Annotated in this window: 13 protein-coding genes and 3 pseudogenes; 9 read left to right on the forward strand and 7 right to left on the reverse strand. The window is 58.2% G+C overall.

From position 1 onward, the window contains the following. The first annotated feature begins 162 nt into the window (after positions 1-162). The 4 genes and pseudogenes from QNM96_RS20420 to QNM96_RS20435 all read left to right on the forward strand — a co-directional run. Positions 163-1,932: a CocE/NonD family hydrolase gene (locus tag QNM96_RS20420; protein ID WP_283838653.1), complete on the forward strand. Its 1,770-nt coding sequence runs from the start codon at positions 163-165 to the stop codon at positions 1,930-1,932. 195 nt (positions 1,933-2,127) lie between these two features. Continuing rightward, positions 2,128-3,321, forward strand: a complete 1,194-nt coding sequence (locus QNM96_RS20425; protein WP_283838654.1) for a beta-ketoacyl synthase N-terminal-like domain-containing protein — start codon at positions 2,128-2,130, stop codon at positions 3,319-3,321. Continuing rightward, positions 3,318-3,821, forward strand: coding sequence for an OB-fold domain-containing protein (locus tag QNM96_RS20430; protein WP_283838655.1), 504 nt, complete (start codon positions 3,318-3,320; stop codon positions 3,819-3,821). The genes QNM96_RS20425 and QNM96_RS20430 overlap by 4 nt, the downstream gene beginning before the upstream one ends. Before the next feature lie 64 nt (positions 3,822-3,885). Beyond that, positions 3,886-4,070 (forward strand): annotated as a pseudogene (locus tag QNM96_RS20435) (IS4 family transposase); the annotation flags it as partial. Positions 4,071-4,149: 79 nt separating this feature from the next. Here the strand turns inward: QNM96_RS20435 and QNM96_RS20440 are convergent. Both QNM96_RS20440 and QNM96_RS20445 read right to left on the reverse strand, forming a co-directional pair. Beyond that, positions 4,150-4,383 (reverse strand): annotated as a pseudogene (locus tag QNM96_RS20440) (IS6 family transposase); the annotation flags it as partial. Between the two features lie 65 nt (positions 4,384-4,448). Next, on the reverse strand, positions 4,449-5,510 hold the full coding sequence (locus tag QNM96_RS20445) for an alcohol dehydrogenase catalytic domain-containing protein (RefSeq protein WP_283838656.1): 1,062 nt from the start codon (positions 5,508-5,510) through the stop codon (positions 4,449-4,451). A gap of 92 nt (positions 5,511-5,602) precedes the next feature. On the opposite strand from QNM96_RS20445, the gene QNM96_RS20450 reads away from it, so the two are divergent. Beyond that, on the forward strand, positions 5,603-6,619 hold the full coding sequence (locus tag QNM96_RS20450) for an ABC transporter substrate-binding protein (RefSeq protein ID WP_283838657.1): 1,017 nt from the start codon (positions 5,603-5,605) through the stop codon (positions 6,617-6,619). A gap of 19 nt (positions 6,620-6,638) precedes the next feature. Here QNM96_RS20450 and QNM96_RS20455 read toward each other — a convergent pair. Further along, positions 6,639-6,870 (reverse strand): annotated as a pseudogene (locus tag QNM96_RS20455) (IS6 family transposase); the annotation flags it as partial. A gap of 293 nt (positions 6,871-7,163) precedes the next feature. On the opposite strand from QNM96_RS20455, the gene QNM96_RS20460 reads away from it, so the two are divergent. Beyond that, entirely contained in the window at positions 7,164-7,682 is a 519-nt protein-coding gene (locus tag QNM96_RS20460; RefSeq protein WP_283838658.1) for a VOC family protein, read from the forward strand. Between the two features lie 879 nt (positions 7,683-8,561). Here QNM96_RS20460 and QNM96_RS20465 read toward each other — a convergent pair. Further along, complete coding sequence (locus QNM96_RS20465) at positions 8,562-9,323, reverse strand: SDR family NAD(P)-dependent oxidoreductase (RefSeq protein ID WP_283838659.1); 762 nt, start codon at positions 9,321-9,323, stop codon at positions 8,562-8,564. A 199-nt stretch (positions 9,324-9,522) separates the two neighbouring features. Beyond that, positions 9,523-10,761, reverse strand: coding sequence for a hypothetical protein (locus QNM96_RS20470; protein WP_283838660.1), 1,239 nt, complete (start codon positions 10,759-10,761; stop codon positions 9,523-9,525). A gap of 373 nt (positions 10,762-11,134) precedes the next feature. On the opposite strand from QNM96_RS20470, the gene QNM96_RS20475 reads away from it, so the two are divergent. Next, entirely contained in the window at positions 11,135-11,920 is a 786-nt protein-coding gene (locus tag QNM96_RS20475) for an IclR family transcriptional regulator (RefSeq protein ID WP_283838661.1), read from the forward strand. Positions 11,921-12,387: 467 nt separating this feature from the next. Here the strand turns inward: QNM96_RS20475 and QNM96_RS20480 are convergent, their stop codons facing one another. Further along, the gene (locus QNM96_RS20480; protein ID WP_283838662.1) at positions 12,388-12,723 is read right to left on the reverse strand and encodes a hypothetical protein; all 336 of its coding nucleotides are present in this window, start codon (positions 12,721-12,723) and stop codon (positions 12,388-12,390) included. Between the two features lie 135 nt (positions 12,724-12,858). On the opposite strand from QNM96_RS20480, the gene QNM96_RS20485 reads away from it, so the two are divergent. Continuing rightward, entirely contained in the window at positions 12,859-13,224 is a 366-nt protein-coding gene (locus QNM96_RS20485; protein WP_283838663.1) for a Rieske 2Fe-2S domain-containing protein, read from the forward strand. 13 nt (positions 13,225-13,237) lie between these two features. Here QNM96_RS20485 and QNM96_RS20490 read toward each other — a convergent pair whose 3' ends face one another. Next, the gene (locus QNM96_RS20490) at positions 13,238-14,359 is read right to left on the reverse strand and encodes an amidohydrolase family protein (protein WP_283838664.1); all 1,122 of its coding nucleotides are present in this window, start codon (positions 14,357-14,359) and stop codon (positions 13,238-13,240) included. A 415-nt stretch (positions 14,360-14,774) separates the two neighbouring features. Here QNM96_RS20490 and QNM96_RS20495 point away from each other — a divergent pair, with 415 nt between their 5' ends. Next, on the forward strand, positions 14,775-16,316 hold the full coding sequence (locus tag QNM96_RS20495; protein ID WP_283838665.1) for a GMC family oxidoreductase N-terminal domain-containing protein: 1,542 nt from the start codon (positions 14,775-14,777) through the stop codon (positions 16,314-16,316). The last annotated feature ends 63 nt before the right edge of the window (positions 16,317-16,379 follow it).

Here is a 16,379-nt window from a genome sequence, read left to right on the forward strand (position 1 = left end):
CCCTGTTTCCGGTGGGCAACCAAGTTTTGCGAGCGGCGAGTTGTGATCCTCTGGTTCCCATGTTGTGATCGCCGCGCTATCGCGCCGTCGCCTCGCCCACAACCCGCTCTCTGATACAATTTCTTAAGTGTGTGGTCCGCAATGTGGAACTCGAGAAGGCCAATGACAGAAGATACCACTCGAGGAGGCGACAGCGAACCACCCAAGTACGCCGATACGAACCGAGCGACGCGGTGTGACGGCGGCCGCGCCGCGGCGACGGAATCACGCGACGTGTGGGAATCGCCGGTCGAAGGAGTTGCGACCGGAATTAGCAAGGAGACCGACGTTCCGATCCCGATGCGCGACGGCTTGGAGCTGGCCGGCAACGTGTACCGACCCGAAGAGCCCGGCGAGGAGTTCGGCGAGGTCCCCGGCGAGTACCCGGTGATCATGGAGTTTACCGGCTGGGGGAAAGACATCTACTGGGGGCAAGCCCAAGAGCTGTTCGGCGAGCAATGGCCGGGAACGGGAGTCGGCTACGAACCGTGGAGCCCGCCGGTCGCACATTCGTGTACCTTCGAGTCGGAGAATCCCAACTTCTGGGTCCCGCACGGATACGTCAACATCGTCGTCGACGGACGAGGGTTCGGTCGCTCGCCGGGAGAGTTCGCCGGATTCGAGGCGTGGGGTCGCGACATGTACGACGCGATCGAGTGGGCGGCGCGCCAACCATGGAGCAACGGAAAGGTCGGCATGAGCGGCGTTTCGATCCTTTCGATCCTCCAGTACTACGCGGCCGAGGCGAACCCGCCCCACCTCGAGGCGATCTGTCCCTGGCAGGGCGCTCCGGACGATCTGTACAGACACGGCGGTATCGGGCCCGTGACGTCGCCGACGTCGACCGATGACTTTCCCGTTCCGAACGATCCCGCTTGGCCCGCGCCGGAGGAGACGAACCCGCCGACGCCCGATCCCAGATCCGAGGACGAGCTATTCGCGGAGATCACCCAACCCGCCCTCATCTGCGGCTCTTGGTCGAGTCACGGCCTCTTTAGCCGGGGCGATTTCAGGGCGTTTCGAAACATCGCCTCCGAGGACAAGTGGCTCTACAACCACGGCCGGGAAAAGTGGGCAACGTTCTACGAAACGGAGGCCCAGGCCTTCCGAAAGCGGTTCTTCGATCACTTCTTGAAGGGTACCGATTCGAGGATTTTAGACGAGAAGCCGGTCAGGGCTGAAGTTCGCGACTCGCTTCGGAGTTGGTCTGTTCGGACAGCGGACGACTTCCCGCTTCCCGAGACGCAGTATCGGACGCTGCATCTCGACGGGACGGATCGCTCGCTGACTGACCGAGGAACTCCCGCCCGGGCGAGCGCAGTCAGCTACGACGCGACGACGACCGACAGTGTCGCGTTCGAGCACACGTTCGAGGAAGAGACCGCGCTGGTCGGGTACCAGGGGCTGAAGCTGTGGGTTGCTCCCGAAGACGCCGCGGACGCCGACCTCTTCGTTACCGTCCGGAAGCTCGATCGGAACGGCGACGAAGTAAAATTCCACGGGTACTCCGCGCCGCTGGCGCATCCGGTTGCGCTCGGCTTCCTTCGACTGTCACACCGGACCCTGAACGCGGCGAAATCGACTCGGTGGGAACCGTTCCTCGAGCGAGACGCGGATCCCGAGCCGGTAGAGCCGGGCGACCCCGTGGCGTGTCAGATCCCGATCCGGCCGTCGGGAACCCGTTACCGGGAGGGGGAGACGCTGCAAGTCGAAGTTTCCGGAACGCTGTTCGGACATGAGGACATGACGGAGACCTACCCCGCTAGGAAGCGAGGGGAAACGGCGCTCGGACTCGAAACGATCAACGAAGGGGAGCACACGATTCACACCGGTGGAGAGTACGATTCCCGGCTCGTGATACCCGAGGTGCCGCCGGAGCCACCAACTCGATGACAGGGAAAGCGACGAGAAAGCCGAGACGCGAATCGCGTGAGGGTGTGTAGCGCAAACACTAATAACGGTCCCCCCGAATTTCTGGATGATGCTGAATCACAGTAGCGTCCACGCAATTTTCCTACCCGCGGGTACCCACGCACTATCGGAATCCGGCGTGTGGTCAGCGCGCGAGAACGGCGGAGGGAGGAACCGATGACCCAGACCGCGGCAATCGTCGGCGGCGGCCACACTCGCTGGGGCGACCGACAGGCGACGTGGAAGGACCTCGCCCAGGAGGCCGGGAAAGCGGCCTTCGACGACGTTCCCGGTGTCACGCCGGACGACGTCGAGGGGCTGTTCGTCGGCGCCGTCCAGCCCGAACGGTTCGCCTTCCAATCGCACGTCGCACCGCTCGTCGCGGAACTGCTCGGCGTCGACGTCGACTCGATGATCGCCCGGACGGAACTCGCCTGTGCGAGCGGACAGGCCGCGCTCCGGTATGCCTGGCTCGCCATCGCCGCTGGGCAACTGGACGTCGCGCTCGTCATCGGTGTCGAAAAGATGAACCTCCCGGACGACCGTACAGAGGAGATGCAATCGAGCATGACGAACGTCGTCGACAGGGAGTTCGACGGCGTCAACGGACTCAACGCGCCGTCGTACTTTTCGCTCATCGCCCAGCGACACATGCACGAGTACGGGACGACTCGAGAGCAACTCGCGGCGGTAAGCGAGAAAAACAAAACCCACGCGGCGAACAATTCCTACGCGCAGTTTCAGAAGGCGGTTGATGTCGACGACGTGCTCGAGTCCTATCCGATCGCGCCGCCGCTCAATCTGCTCGACTGCAGCGGGATCACGGACGGCGCGGCGGCGCTCTTGCTCGTGAGTGAACGGAAAGCCCGCGAACTCACGGATACGGCCGCGTACGTGACGGGAAGCGGGCAATCGTGCATGGCGAGTAACTCGATCAACAACCTCCCGTCGCTGTCGGCGTGGCCGCAGGCGACCGTCGCAGCCGAAAAGGCGTACGAACAGGCGGGTATCGAGAACCCCGTAGACGAACTCGACGTCGCCGAGATACACGATTGTTTCTCCATCAGCGAGATCATCGAGTACGAGGACCTCGGCTGGGTCGAAAAAGGCGAGGGTGGGCGCTTCATCGAGGAGGGTCGAAGCGCTCTCGACGGCGACATCGCCGTCAACCCCCGCGGCGGCCTCCTCGGCTGTGGCCACCCGCTCGGTGCGACCGGCATCTCGCAGGCCCTGGAGATCTACCGCCAGTTTACTGGGGATGTTCCCGACGCCAGACGGGTTCCGGACAGCCCGGAGACCGGCCTCATTCACAATCTCAGCGGTAGTGCATCCGTTCACAGCGTCATGACTCTCGCGAGGGATCCACAATGACCGACGATACGACGCCGTCGCGGGACACCGTCGCCGTTCCGGAGCGGATCGACTTTCCGCGATTGCTCGATTTCTACAACCTCCAGTCCGAGGAGGAAACGCGCATACACGAGTTCTACGATCGCCTTCGCGAAGATTCCTTATCGACGACGCGGTGTGACGAATGCGACGCGCTTCACTTTCCGCCGCGCATCGTTTGTCCGGAGTGTACCGGTGACGACCTCTCCTACACGTCGCTCCCGCACGAGGGAACGCTGTTCGCGTTCTCTGTCGTCCGCGGAAGTGCGCCGATCGGCATGACGGACGATGTCCCGTTCGTCATGGGTATCGTCGATCTCGAGGGCGTCGACGTTCGGCTCTCGGCTCGTATCGACGGAGCCGCATACGACGACCTCTCGATCGGCGATCGAGTGACGCTAAAAATCGTGGATATCGACGGCCCGCGAGACGAGGACCGCGTGTTTTACCGTTTCGAACCCGTGAGGAGTGTATCAGAGTGACGATGAAGCCGTAAGCGGAGCGTCGGGTGTTCGCCAGAGCGTTCGACGCGCCTTTGATCATATTCTGGACTAATTGAAGGTCGAAGCGGAGTTCCAGTGGAGGGGGTATGCAGGGACGCAGTCTTGGGACACGAAGACGTTCCGCGTCGTCGGCGTCCGCAACGAAGACGCCGCCGACTACCATTTATCTATCACGAATCTGCCGCTAAAAGGTTTTTACCGGAAGATCTAGCGATATTCTACCGCTGTGGGTTGAGGCGAACTTTCGGTTCGCCGACCATTGGAGAGCTCTGTTCTCCAAGAGGCTGCACGAGAACTCCGTTCTCGTAGATGTCGGCGGGTTACTCTGGGCCTCTGAGAGTTTGTGCGTCCAGTTCCAAATTGCGCCGTGAGACAGATCAATGTCGAGTAATTCGAGCACTGCGACGACATCTCGAACCGATAATCCCATCGAATGTAATCGCATCCCGAACACCCTGACGGGTGTCGGAATGCGCTCGTTCTCCCAAACCTCATCACCGTCTACGTCTACGGTCTCTCTGAGCAGGTTGGCGAGTTGCATGGTCACTTCTCACCGCCACCTGCTCGTTCCTCGAACTCTCATCTAGACAGTCCCGAAGAATCAAATCACGGATGGAGAACGATTTTGACTCCCTGTCGGTCAGCTTCGGCGGCAAAAGCCGCTTCGAAGTCGCTCATCTCGAATCGTGGCCCGACGACGGGCGACAGATCGATCGCGGGCGCGATCGCGAGCGTCCGGCGCCAGTCCGACTCGCGGCGGGCATTGACCGTTTGGACCGAAATCTCCTCCTTTAGGAGGTCGTTGAAGCCGAACGGGACGCGCTCGGCACCATGATAGACGCCGATCTGGACGAGTTCGCCGCCCGAGCGGATGCTCGACTCCGCGAGCCGAAGCGCAGATTCGTGGCCGGACGCCTCGAGGAACACGTCGGCCGAATCGTCGAGCGCGCCCTCTGTAACGTTTCGCGTCGACGTGGCGCCCATCTCCTCGGCGATCGGGAGTCGCGTCCCCTCGTCGACGTCGGCGCCGATCATCACTATCTCGCTCGCACCCGCTTCGCGCGCTGCGAGCAGCGCGCTTAATCCCGCCGATCCGGGGCCGGTGATCGCGACGCGATCCCCGACCTCGAACGATGACGCCTCGATCCCGTGGACCCCGATGGCGAGCAACTCGAGGAACACGCCCTCGTCGAACGTGATTTCGTCGGAGAGCGTGTAGAGGTTGCGTGCGGGCACTACCACGTACTCCGCGAGCGCGCCGGGCACCTCGGTGTCGATCCCGATCGCCTTCCGACCGTGCGGCGAGAATCCGGTTTCGTTCGTGCAAAGATTGCTGCGTCCCTCCCGGCAGTTCCGGCACCGTCCACAGGAGATCCGCGGCTCGACTGCGACGCGCTCACCGCCCTCCCAGCCCTCGACGCGCGGCCCCACGGCGTCCACCACGCCCGCAAATTCGTGGCCGAACACCTGTGGGAGGTGTGGCTTGTAACGGTGGTAGGACTCCTCCCACCGGTAGAATGGGGCTTCGACGCCGCCGTCGATGCCGACGGACTTCACGGCGATCCGCACTTCACCCTCGCCTGGTTCCGGGATCGGTCGTTCCGCGAGATTCATGCCTTCGCTCGCCTCCCGCTTCTCCAGCACCGTCATCTTGCCCGTAGTCGCCATTGTGGAACTAGTTTGTGGGAGTAGAGTTACTTCTTTTGGGCAACTCCCACGGGAAAGTTATATATGATATGCGGAAGATGGTGGCAAATAGCATGGGAAATTACACACGGCGAGCCGCACTAAAGCGTGGTACGGCTCTGGGAGCAACTGTCGGTCTGTCTGGAATAGCTGGCTGTAGTAGCATTCTTGGAGGGGGCGATAATTCAGAATTGGGGTTTAATTTCACTGTCCCGATCGAAAATACTGGATCCTTATTTGATATCCCAGAGATTCAGGATGCACTTCCGAACGTCGGTGACGAATACGAACTAAATGTTTCACAGGATAGTGCTACCACGGACTCGGTCAACGCTTTAGCCACTGGTGAGACGGACGTAATTTTGGTTGCGAACGTCAGTTATGCGAATACTGTTCTCGAAGAAGCCGTTCCTAGCGGTTTAACTACAATTGCGAGCGGGTTTGGTGACGCTTATCCAGACCATTATGGGGTTACTGTGTACTCTCTCCCCGACTCTGACATAACTAATCCAGAGGATCTCGAAGGAGCAACACTTGCTGTGAATACTCTTGGTGGTGGAATTTATGCAGTTTGGATGCACCAATTACAGCAAGTTGGACTAACTGCTGATGACGTCGAATTCGTCGAACAAGGATTCCCGACATTCGCTGAAGGATTACGAGATGGTATTTTCGACGCTGCAATTTTCCCCGCATTGTTTGCGACAGAAGCACGCTCTGAGGGCTTTACGGAAGTCTTCAAAAGTCAAGATATACTTGATCCATACCCTCATGCATTTGTCGCGTCTGGAAATGATGTTCTAGACGAGAAAGAAGATATGATACGCACCTTCTTAGAAGATTATCAGGCACTGATTGACTACGTCCATGACAACCGGGATAAAGTAGTTTCGCTTGCCAGTGAACACTTCGAGATGGCAGAAGAGACTGTTGACGCATTTTATCTCTTAGAGGAGTACGACTATTACCGTGGGTCCGCGGAGCTTGACATGGACGAACTTCAGTATGCAATCGATCTGGTAAGCGAGGTTGATGCCATCGACGAGTCGTTCGATGTGACCGAACATGCAACTAATGAATATCTCCCATAAAATAATTTAGAGAAACAATTCAGATAAGCAAATTCAATGTGAAATCTATCGATCTAAATCGCTCGTTGACGGTTCTGCGTCGGCGTAGTCGAAACAGTTGAAGAAATCGAGAGTTCTTCTTTTCACTGCTCGGAAAACACGTTCAACGCTATTCCAATTTCTATATCGTTCGTATCTGAAATTGAGGCATGCCAAGACTACGTATCTTGGAGCGCCGGTACTCCATTAACGAGGAATACAGCGTCATCAACAGCTGGTGGATCTTCTGTGTGTCTTCGATCGGTCGTTCCAACAGCGGTGGCGGCGAGTGGCTGAGGTATTCGCCAAGGCCATTGCCTCCTCATTCCTCTCGAAAAGATGTCTCGATAAGTCGCCGCTGTCACGTGGTTCTCCGCGTAGCTAAAGACGGATAGGGCTAGCAATTATCGCAGGACGAGTCTGGTCAGATTCACCGCAATCTCGGCACAGCCCTGGTCTCAGACAGTCACTAAACTAGAACGGGTGGTGTAAAGAGCTAAGTTCCCCTTTCACCATAATAGTAGTGATGGTTGGAGTGAAATACTCTCACGTCACAATCGTGGTTGACGACCTCGACGAGACCGCCGAATTCTATCGAGAGGTCTTCGGCCTCGAGGAGTTACCGACGCCAGACTGGGACGTCCCCGTTAGGTGGTTCGGTATCGGTGATGCCCAGTTACACCTCCTTGATGATCCCTCGCTTCCAGCAGAGGTCAGTCACTTCGCGCTGCACGTCGACGAGTTTGAGCCTGTCTATGAGGGGGTTCGCAACTATGACAGTGCAACCGTAGAACCGTTCACTGACCGGACTGGTGCCGAGATTGTCGACGGCCACCAACCAGTTTACTATCTCCCCACAGGGACCGTGCAGTGGTACATCCGTGATCCGTCGGGGAACTTGATCGAGATTAATTATCCCGAGGTGGACGAAATTCACGAGTCGGTTGTCCCTAACATCGTCGAGCGGCAAGACGTGGAACCGAACGACGGCCCCCATCCAGGTGACATATACGGAGAATTCGGCGTCCAACCCGGAGACGACTGAGGAGCGAGCACGTACGGCGCTGCCGTCAGAACTCAGGAACCCCGAGGATGAGTCCAGAGGTGTTCAAATAAGAATTACGAATAAGGAAGTGCAATATTCGAGCGTCTATACTCGATATCGCCTCTCACGCCAATGGTAACGGCTAAATTCGAAAGTTGATGTAACACGCAAATTCACGGCCCTCAGTGGTGCAATCTCGAGCGCGACATCGTGAGGTCTGCTCGGGCGTTCCACCGGCTATAAAACCTTCCGGCATTGTCGGGTAACCAGGGATACTTTGTCCCCCTTTATCAAGGAGACCTCGCAGCTTCCTCGCAGAGCATCCCGTCGCCGTGATATACGTGTGAAAGCCGAGAAGCTCTGTCTGAGCGGAGATGGACGACATGCTCGGGCAACTCCACGAACTGCCGATTGTCGACGAGTCTGTCGGGCTCGAATCGATCTGCGTGGGGGACGGTGCCGACCACTTGCGGCAAGAGTACGATGTCAGCATCCTTCCGACGACGTTGTACTTCGTTGGGCAGTTGGTGGACGTGCGAAATGTCGGTCCCCGTGAGTTCGATCACGTCGTACGGGAGGTCGAGATACTACTGAACCGCGGGAACGAATCTAGGTCGGAAAATTCCCAGTCGAAAGTAAAGTCTTTCTCCGTATTCGATTGCCCGCACCGAGTCGGTTCCGACCGGGTGTAGAAAGTCCCGAAGAGAAACGAGGCGCCTTTTGTCCCGGGAATATCAGCGTGTAGCGTCGAATCCGTGCCGTATACGCTGTTGAATCAGACTGTAGGTTCGGTACGCTCTAAAGAAAGACCTCGACGACTTCTGAGATTCAACTGTGTTCCTTTGTAGAAGGATCGTCGTTCAACGACTATTCTGCGGGTTACTGGTCCTGCAGGAAATCCGGCCACTCCTCGGGCGGTTTCTCGAGGTAGTCGGGTCGCTCGTTGAGACTCCCACCGCCCTCGATTTCGAGGACCGTCCCGGTGATGTAATCGGAGAGGTCGGACACGAGAAAGAGGACGCCGTCAGCGACGTCCTCGGACGTGACACCGCGACCGATCGGACCGCTCGGACCGCCGCCGGGACAGATCGCGTTCACCCGAACGTCCGGCCCCAGGTCTCGAGACGTGTGCTTTGAGAGGCCGATGAGGCCCCACTTCGAAGCGGTATAACTTGGGTTGCCGTGGACGGTGACGTTTCGACCTGCCATCGAGGAGATGTTGACGATTCGCCCTTGGCCGTGTTTTTGCATCTCCGACGCGACGGCCTTCGTGCAATTGAACGGTCCCGAGAGGTTCAGGCCAACCCCGTCGGCCCACGTGTCGAAATCGAGTTCAGTAAAGTGGTCGGTCGTGCTCCCGCCGGCGTTATTGACGAGGATCTCCACGCTTCCGAACCGGTCGACCGTGGCCTCGACGAGCGCCTCTGCGGACGCCGGATCGGTCACGTCGCAGTCGACGACCTCCACCTCGATATCGTAGTTTCGAAGTTCTTCGGCCGTCTCCTCAGCTTTCTCGACCTGGACGTCGGCGATCACGATGTTGCTTCCGGCCTCGCCGAGGCGTTTGGCGATTCCGCGTCCGAACCCCTGTGCTCCACCGGTGACGATTGCAGTCTCATCTGTCAGATCGATATTGATCATGTGTTCTGCTCACTTGCGACAAGGATAAGCGTACCGAATTGTCTCGGGCGTTGGCACCGTTCTCCGCTGGGTCGTTGCACTACGCGTCTTCTTTCGCTGGCTCGAGAACAGTGTATTCCGACGGGTCGCGGCCGTTCGACGGCGGAGAGTACCGCGGGCTAGCGCTGTTCGCTCGGCCGTTGTGCGTGCGTCATCGGAGTCAGTTACGAACTTCGATAAGGTTCGTCTTGTACTCGTCCGTCGGGAGGTCGTCGACATCGACGACCGTGGGATCGACGCGGACTTTGAGCTGACCGCGGACGACGTCGACGACATCGTTGATGAGTTCCGATTCGGATCGGGTAGTGTTCGGCTCGGACGCGATTTCGATCGAAATCGGATCCTCGAAGTGGACTTTGCTTTCGTTCGGGACGATCATTCGAACGCGCGGTGCGACGCCGTCGACTTCCGAGATGACGTCGCGGACCGCCGACGGGAAGACGTTCATGCCCTTGTAAATGAGCATGTCGTCGGTTCGGCCGATGCACTGAATCTTCGGCGACGTTCGACCGCAATCGCAGTCGGTCCCCGTCACGCGGGCGTAATCACCCGACCGGAATCGAACCAGCGGCGTCGCTTCCCGGCGCAGGTGGGTGTACACGAGTTCGCCTTCGTTCCCGCTTTCGAAGGGTTTGGTCTCGCCCGTTTCCGGGTCGATCAGTTCGACGTGCGCGTGGCCCTGGCCGTGGAAGTGCATCCCCGATTCTTCCTCGCACTCGGCCCACATACAACCGATGACGTCTCCCAGTCCCATCGCCTCGCGGACCAGGTTAGCGTCCCAGATGTCGTAGAACTCGGATCGGATCTCCGGGTTAGAAATTCCGGGCCCACCGCCGCCGATAACCTTCGTCATGGACAGATCCTCCGGCGAAACGCCGCACACTTCCTCCGCCTGTTCGGAGAGGTATTGGACGTGTGAGGTGGTCGTCCACAAGACGTCCGGATGGATATCGGTCGCGACGGAAAGCAGTCGGTCGGTGCTTTCCCCGCCCGCGGGGACGACGTTCGCACCCAGTTTCGTTAGCGACTCGAAATACGGCGTTCCGCCGGTGATCATCGTTTGTCCCGCCCCGAACAACACCGTGTCCGACGGTCGGACCCCCACCGTGTAAAATGCGCGCTCTTGGACCGTGTTCCAGTCGCGTCGATCTTTCGACGTGAGCCCGAAGTAAGTGGGTTTGCCCGTCGTTCCGGACGACGAAATGACGCGATTGAGCGCCGAGGTAGGAGCGGTTTGGTGTTCGCCGAGGGGTTTGGCCGGCGTTTGGCTCGCTTGACAGTCTCGCTCGTCCTGTTTCGTCATGAACGGAAGCTCGGCGAACTCCTCGAGCGTACCGATAGCCGTAGGATCGACGTCCCACTCCTCGAAGAGACGGCGGTAGTATGCTGATTGTTCCATGAGATATTCAAGCTGACTGGGAAGGAGACGCTCGTGTTCAGCGAGTACTTCTTCCCATGGCTGAATCTCAATCGGGTCGTAAACATCAACCATGATTTGGTAAGTCACTGCCTAGCTAATTCAGTCTATCGGTTCGTCTCTTCGAAACTAGTCAGATACAAACTCCAAGAATTGGTCAGCATCGCCGGTTACGGCCTGTCTGTCGGACTGAAGTCGAAATGACGACCCTTCGTCGGATCTCGCCCATCGAAAGTCCTCGAAGCCGGCTGAACTGAACTGACCTAAGATTTCGATGGGAGAAGAACGAGAGGAAGTGAGCGCATTATTTTGACCCTCGCAAAAGAATATATACCTTCATTCTATATTATTATCCATGTCGGATGAAAGCCGCCGAATCCAATCGGTCGATCGGTCGTTTCAGATACTTCGCCAAATCAACGAAACCGGCTGTAGTAGCGTCTCGGAAATTTCCGAAGATGTCGGCCTCTCACCGGGGACCGTCCACACGCATCTGGCAACCCTCAAATCGAATGGGTTCGTCAAGCAGGAGGGAGAAAAATACAAGTTAGGAATGGAGTTCATCCCCTTCAGCGAGCGGGTGCGAGGCCAGACCGACCTCTTCCGAGCCGGCAAGATGGAGATTGAGAAGTTAGCTCACGAGTACGACGCTGTGGCGCACCTGATAACGGAATATCAGGGCAAGACGCTTATTCTGTACGAAACCTTCGGGAAGGACGCCATCGGGAAAGAGATACACACCAAGAAACGAGACGAACCGCAAGTCCACACCCACTGTACGGCCGGCGGGAAAGCGATACTCGCCCACCTACCCGAGTCGGGGGTCGAACAAATCATCGAACAGCAGGGGTTACCGGCGTACACGTCCCACACGATAACCGACGAGGACGAACTGTACGAGGAACTCGACCAGATTCGCGATCAGCGGTACGCGGTTAACAATCAAGAGGTCGTGTACGGAAACCAGGGTATTGGCGCGCCGATCATCGACGAGCACGAAACCGTCATCGGCGCGATAAGCATCTCCGGCCCGGCCAACAATTGGCAGGGAGAACAACTCGAGAACGAACTCGCCAAGGCGGTCATTCGATCGGCGAACAACATCGAAATCAACATTCATACCGGAACTGGCCTGCTGTAGTATTTGAGGATGTCAAATTGGTGGTGACTCTCCCCTCCGAACTATACATGTGTATGGGTGTAAATTCGCGCGCTTTTGTTCGCGACCGAGATAATTACGGGGTCCCTCCCGAAAGACGCGACAGATGTAGTGGGTTAGATCGATTGAGGGCACAAACAACTGGTGATTCCAACAGAATAGCGTGATTCGATAAAAGCAGATTGATAAGTACCCGCGGAATTTGTATCCCGCTCGTCTTTTCCCAATGCGATAAATCAACGCAGGGAAAGCGGATAGCAGTCGATCGCTCTGGTCATTTGACGCTCTCAAAACAATTTGAACGATTCGGAGAACCCTGCTCTGTCGGATCGCTAGAGTCATCGATCCGCGGATCACGATCGCGGATCAGTAGGACCGTCCCGATGATTTCGGCCGTCTGATGGACGGTCTCCAACGGCGGTCCGAATCATCTCCGAGTGGTTGATAAGTCAGTCGGTCGCTCCGATCTCACCGGTCGCTCGTTCGACCGCGGATCTGAACGCCTCCGAATCGATATGATAGATCGTGTTGCCGCTGTCGTCGCGCGATCGTTCGACGGAAAACGCGTCGTCGCCGTCGATTTGGACGGTCCATTCGTCGGTGTATTCAACGTTGATACCGAGAAACAGAACCTCGCAGTCGTGGACCGACTCGAGAGTCGGAACAACCTCGTGAACGTAGACGTTGTCGTCGAACCGGGGTGGCTCGTACGACGGAAGATCCATCGACGCTCTTGCACGTTCGTTTGCCCGCCACCAGTCGGGTTTCTCTCGATCATCGCTCATGCGTGAGCGTACAGTCTCGAGGTGAAAGTACGTGTCGACGTTTCAGTTTCACTTCAGCGTACCACCTAAACCGGCCATACCGGTGCGTACCATGTCACCAAAACTATTAATAATGCAACGGTGGATCGTGTGAGCATGGCAGAACACTCGATCGTCGAAGCGAGCGAATTAGCCGACGGTGATCACCTCGTGGTCGAACTTGAAGGACGCGAGATAGGCGTCTTCAACATTGACGGCGACTACTACGCGCACACGAACTGGTGTGCACATCAAAGCGGGCCGGTTTGCGAGGGGCAAACCGCAGGCTTTCTCGATGCGGAGTTCAACAGGGAGTCACTGGAAACGGACATCGAGTGGACGCGCGAAGACGAAATCATCGCCTGTCCGTGGCACGGGTGGGAGTTCGATCTGGTGACCGGCGAGTGCCACTCGAAACCGGGAGTACAGTTGATCTCACACGACGTATTCGTTGAGGACGGCGAAATCGTCGTCAGCGTCTGATCGGTTAACGCGATCAGATCGGCAACCCGAACGCGTCGATGGCGTTTTCGCCGAAGACACCGCATTGTTCTTCCTCCGAGAGGTGACTGAAGAAGCCACGAATCGTCTCCGGGTTGTCGATGTCGAAGTGAGGGAAATCGGTCGAAAACAGGATGTTTCCCGATCCGACGATGTCGATGATGTCGGCCATGTGCGATCGCTTCGAGAACTCGCCGAGGGGTTGGGTCCCGAAGTAAAATTGATCTCTGATGTACTCTTCGGGCATCTTCTCGAGCAATGGTGCCTGGCTCCGCCAGGTACTGTACTCGCGGTTCAGCCGCGACATCATGTACGGTACCCAGCCGATGCCCGACTCGAGGAAGATGAAGTTTAGATCCGGGAACTTCGCCGGCGTCCCCTCCAAGATGAGACTCGTCATCACCCACATCATCGAGTACGGATGGCTGAGCGTGTGTAATTCCGGCATCGTCGACATCGAACCGATGATCCCCGGCATCTCCCACATCTGTCCGGTCGCCGTGGTGTGGAACGCGATCGCCAGGTCGTTGTCCTCCGCGGCGGCCCAGATCGGATCGTACCGGGAGTCGCCGAGCCCACGCTCCTGTCCGCCGGGGTGAACGAGAACCGCGACCATCTGTCGCTCGTCTGCGAGTCGTTCGATCTCCTCGACGGCCGCTTCCGGCTCCCGCGTTTGGATCGAGATACTGCCGAAGTAGTCGTCGTTCGAATCGAGGAACTCCTCGAGCAAGACGTCGTTGGTCGCCGGCATTTCCTGGAGGATCTGGTCCGTGTCGGGGTAGACATCCCACATCGGGGTCATATTGATGACCGGGTAGTCGACGCCCAGTTCGGCGCGGAGCGTATCGTCGATGTCCGACGGCTCCAGTACGGGATCGAACCCTTCGAAGTTAAATACGCTCATCTTGCCGGGGATTTCGCTGTGAGCTCCCGATCGGGGGAACCCGTAGCTACCGGACCCCTTGTCGGGATGTAACAGGTGACTGTACGGCATCTCCATTCGTTCGGCGACCATCTTCGCGATCTCGGGGATGTGCCCCTCGACATGGACGTCCGAATCGATCACGGTGAACTCTTGGAGTGGTTGCTCGTCACTCACTCCCGTGGGTGATCCCATAGGAGCTAGCATTCGGTGCTAAATAATAATAGTTTGCACGTACGAGTTTAGCCCCAGCTGACCTACTGTGAGAGGGGGCTGGCTAAACATGGACGAAATAGAACTGGGCGCGCTCAAACGTCAGTGTCTTGACCGCCGGATCTACCGCGCAGCGACTCCAGGCGGAGGTGGCTGCGTAGCAGGATCACCGAACGGATCTTTTCGGTCTGTCGAGTAGCAATTCACGACTACTGATGCCCGGGTCAAACTTCGCCAGCTCTGTCCAGTCGAGTCCGAAGAGAGCTTCCAACTCCGGAGTTGAAGCGACACTGGGCGTTGATGGTAACTGTCGCAAATGAGAGAGCCGTTTCGGACTGAACCAGCCGCTGTGGCGGGTTGAGGCGATCGACATCTATTAGGTGTGTGAACAATTAATATGGCAATTATAGCCATGTACGATTACATCATCGTCGGCGGTGGTAGTGCCGGCTGTGTCCTTGCGAACCGGCTTACGCAGGATCGGACTGTCGACGTGCTCTTACTCGAGGCGGGAGAACCGCAAGAAGATCGCGAGACGGTAAAAGACCCCACGCAGGTGTCGGAGTTATTGGGGTCGGATATCGACTGGACGTTTTCGATCGAACCGCAACCCGGTCTGAACGGCCGAGCCATCGACTGGCCGCGAGGGAAAGCCCTCGGCGGCTCGAGCGTCATCAACGGGATGGCCTACGTTCGGGGTCACCCGTGGGATTTCGACAATTGGGCGGCCCAGGGCAACGACGGCTGGAGCTACGAGGATCTCTTGGCCTATTTCAAGCGGTCCGAGGATTTCACGGGAGAAGCGAACGAATTCCACGGAACCGACGGCCCGCTGAGCGTCGATCAGCGGGGGAGTTCCGACGCCTTCTCCGAACTGCTCGTCGATGCGGCGATCGAAGCCGGGATGGACCCAAACGAGGACTTCAACGGCCGAAAACAGGCGGGCGTCGGCTACTATCACTCCACGGTCGACGACGGGGAGCGCCACAGCGCCGCCGCGGCGTTTATCGAGCCGGTCCTCGAGCGGCCGAACCTGACCGTCGAAACGTCGGCTCACGTTACCCGTCTGCTGTTCGACGGTGATCGCGTCACCGGAGCGGTCTACGAACAAGACGACGCCCAAACCGAAGTGGAAGTCGACGACGGCGGCGAAGTGATCCTTTCAGCCGGCGCGATCCAATCTCCGCAGTTGCTCATGCTCTCGGGCATTGGCCCGGCCGATCACTTGGCGGACCACGGCATCGACGTGAGGCAGGATCTTCCCGGTGTCGGCCGAAACCTGCAGGATCACCTTCGCGTCTCGATCGCCTACGAAAGCCCCGAACCGATCGTTCCGTCGGAGCAAGCGGACCCGGAAACTCGGTTCGATCGAACGCTAGTCGGCGCGTTCGAGCGATCGGACCCGGCACTTCCCGCACCCGACATTCAGTACGGCCTCGCGGTCGGGATTTCGCCTGAGGATCCCAAAGGGGGCTTTTCGATTACCGCCTTACCGCTTCGTCCGGAGAGTCGCGGACGGCTTACGCTCCAGTCTCGTGATCCGTACGAGCAACCGAAACTCGATCCGAACTACCTGGCGACCGAGAAGGACGTCGACGACATCGTGACGTGCATCCGACGGGCTCGAGACATCGCACAGACGGACGTCCTCTCCGAGTACAGGGAGACGGAGGTTCGACCGGGCCCAGACGTGCAATCGGACGAGGAGATCGCGGAATTCGTCAGGGACACCGTCATGACGGGGTATCATCCGACCTGCACGTGTAAGATGGGTACAGGAGACGATGCGGTCGTCGACGACCGACTTCGCGTTCGCGGAGTGTCCGGTCTCCGCGTCATCGACGCCTCGATCATGCCGAAGATCACGAGCGGGAACACGAACGCACCGACGATAGCGATCGCAGAAAAAGGCGCTGATCTGCTCAAAAACGCCAGGTAACGATCGTCCCTGAGGCCGCGACCGTCGCGTTCGATAATTCTTCGGAGCGTGGGAGCCCGGTCG

The sequence above is a fragment of the Halostagnicola sp. A-GB9-2 genome, from assembly GCF_030068615.1.
Lineage (GTDB): Archaea > Halobacteriota > Halobacteria > Halobacteriales > Natrialbaceae > Halostagnicola.

What these genes read in the sequence shown, in the direction of transcription:
- QNM96_RS20430 (WP_283838655.1), top strand. Translation starts at nt 3,318, where the DNA reads ATGACCGACGATACGACGCCGTCGCGGGACACCGTCGCCGTTCCGGAG.
- QNM96_RS20425 (WP_283838654.1), top strand. Translation starts at nt 2,128, where the DNA reads ATGACCCAGACCGCGGCAATCGTCGGCGGCGGCCACACTCGCTGGGGC.
- QNM96_RS20475 (WP_283838661.1), top strand. Translation starts at nt 11,135, where the DNA reads ATGTCGGATGAAAGCCGCCGAATCCAATCGGTCGATCGGTCGTTTCAG.
- QNM96_RS20450 (WP_283838657.1), top strand. Translation starts at nt 5,603, where the DNA reads ATGGGAAATTACACACGGCGAGCCGCACTAAAGCGTGGTACGGCTCTG.
- QNM96_RS20490 (WP_283838664.1), bottom strand. Translation starts at nt 14,359, where the DNA reads ATGGGATCACCCACGGGAGTGAGTGACGAGCAACCACTCCAAGAGTTC.
- QNM96_RS20460 (WP_283838658.1), top strand. Translation starts at nt 7,164, where the DNA reads ATGGTTGGAGTGAAATACTCTCACGTCACAATCGTGGTTGACGACCTC.
- QNM96_RS20485 (WP_283838663.1), top strand. Translation starts at nt 12,859, where the DNA reads ATGGCAGAACACTCGATCGTCGAAGCGAGCGAATTAGCCGACGGTGAT.
- QNM96_RS20495 (WP_283838665.1), top strand. Translation starts at nt 14,775, where the DNA reads ATGGCAATTATAGCCATGTACGATTACATCATCGTCGGCGGTGGTAGT.
- QNM96_RS20480 (WP_283838662.1), bottom strand. Translation starts at nt 12,723, where the DNA reads ATGAGCGATGATCGAGAGAAACCCGACTGGTGGCGGGCAAACGAACGT.
- QNM96_RS20445 (WP_283838656.1), bottom strand. Translation starts at nt 5,510, where the DNA reads ATGGCGACTACGGGCAAGATGACGGTGCTGGAGAAGCGGGAGGCGAGC.
- QNM96_RS20470 (WP_283838660.1), bottom strand. Translation starts at nt 10,761, where the DNA reads ATGGAACAATCAGCATACTACCGCCGTCTCTTCGAGGAGTGGGACGTC.
- QNM96_RS20420 (WP_283838653.1), top strand. Translation starts at nt 163, where the DNA reads ATGACAGAAGATACCACTCGAGGAGGCGACAGCGAACCACCCAAGTAC.
- QNM96_RS20465 (WP_283838659.1), bottom strand. Translation starts at nt 9,323, where the DNA reads ATGATCAATATCGATCTGACAGATGAGACTGCAATCGTCACCGGTGGA.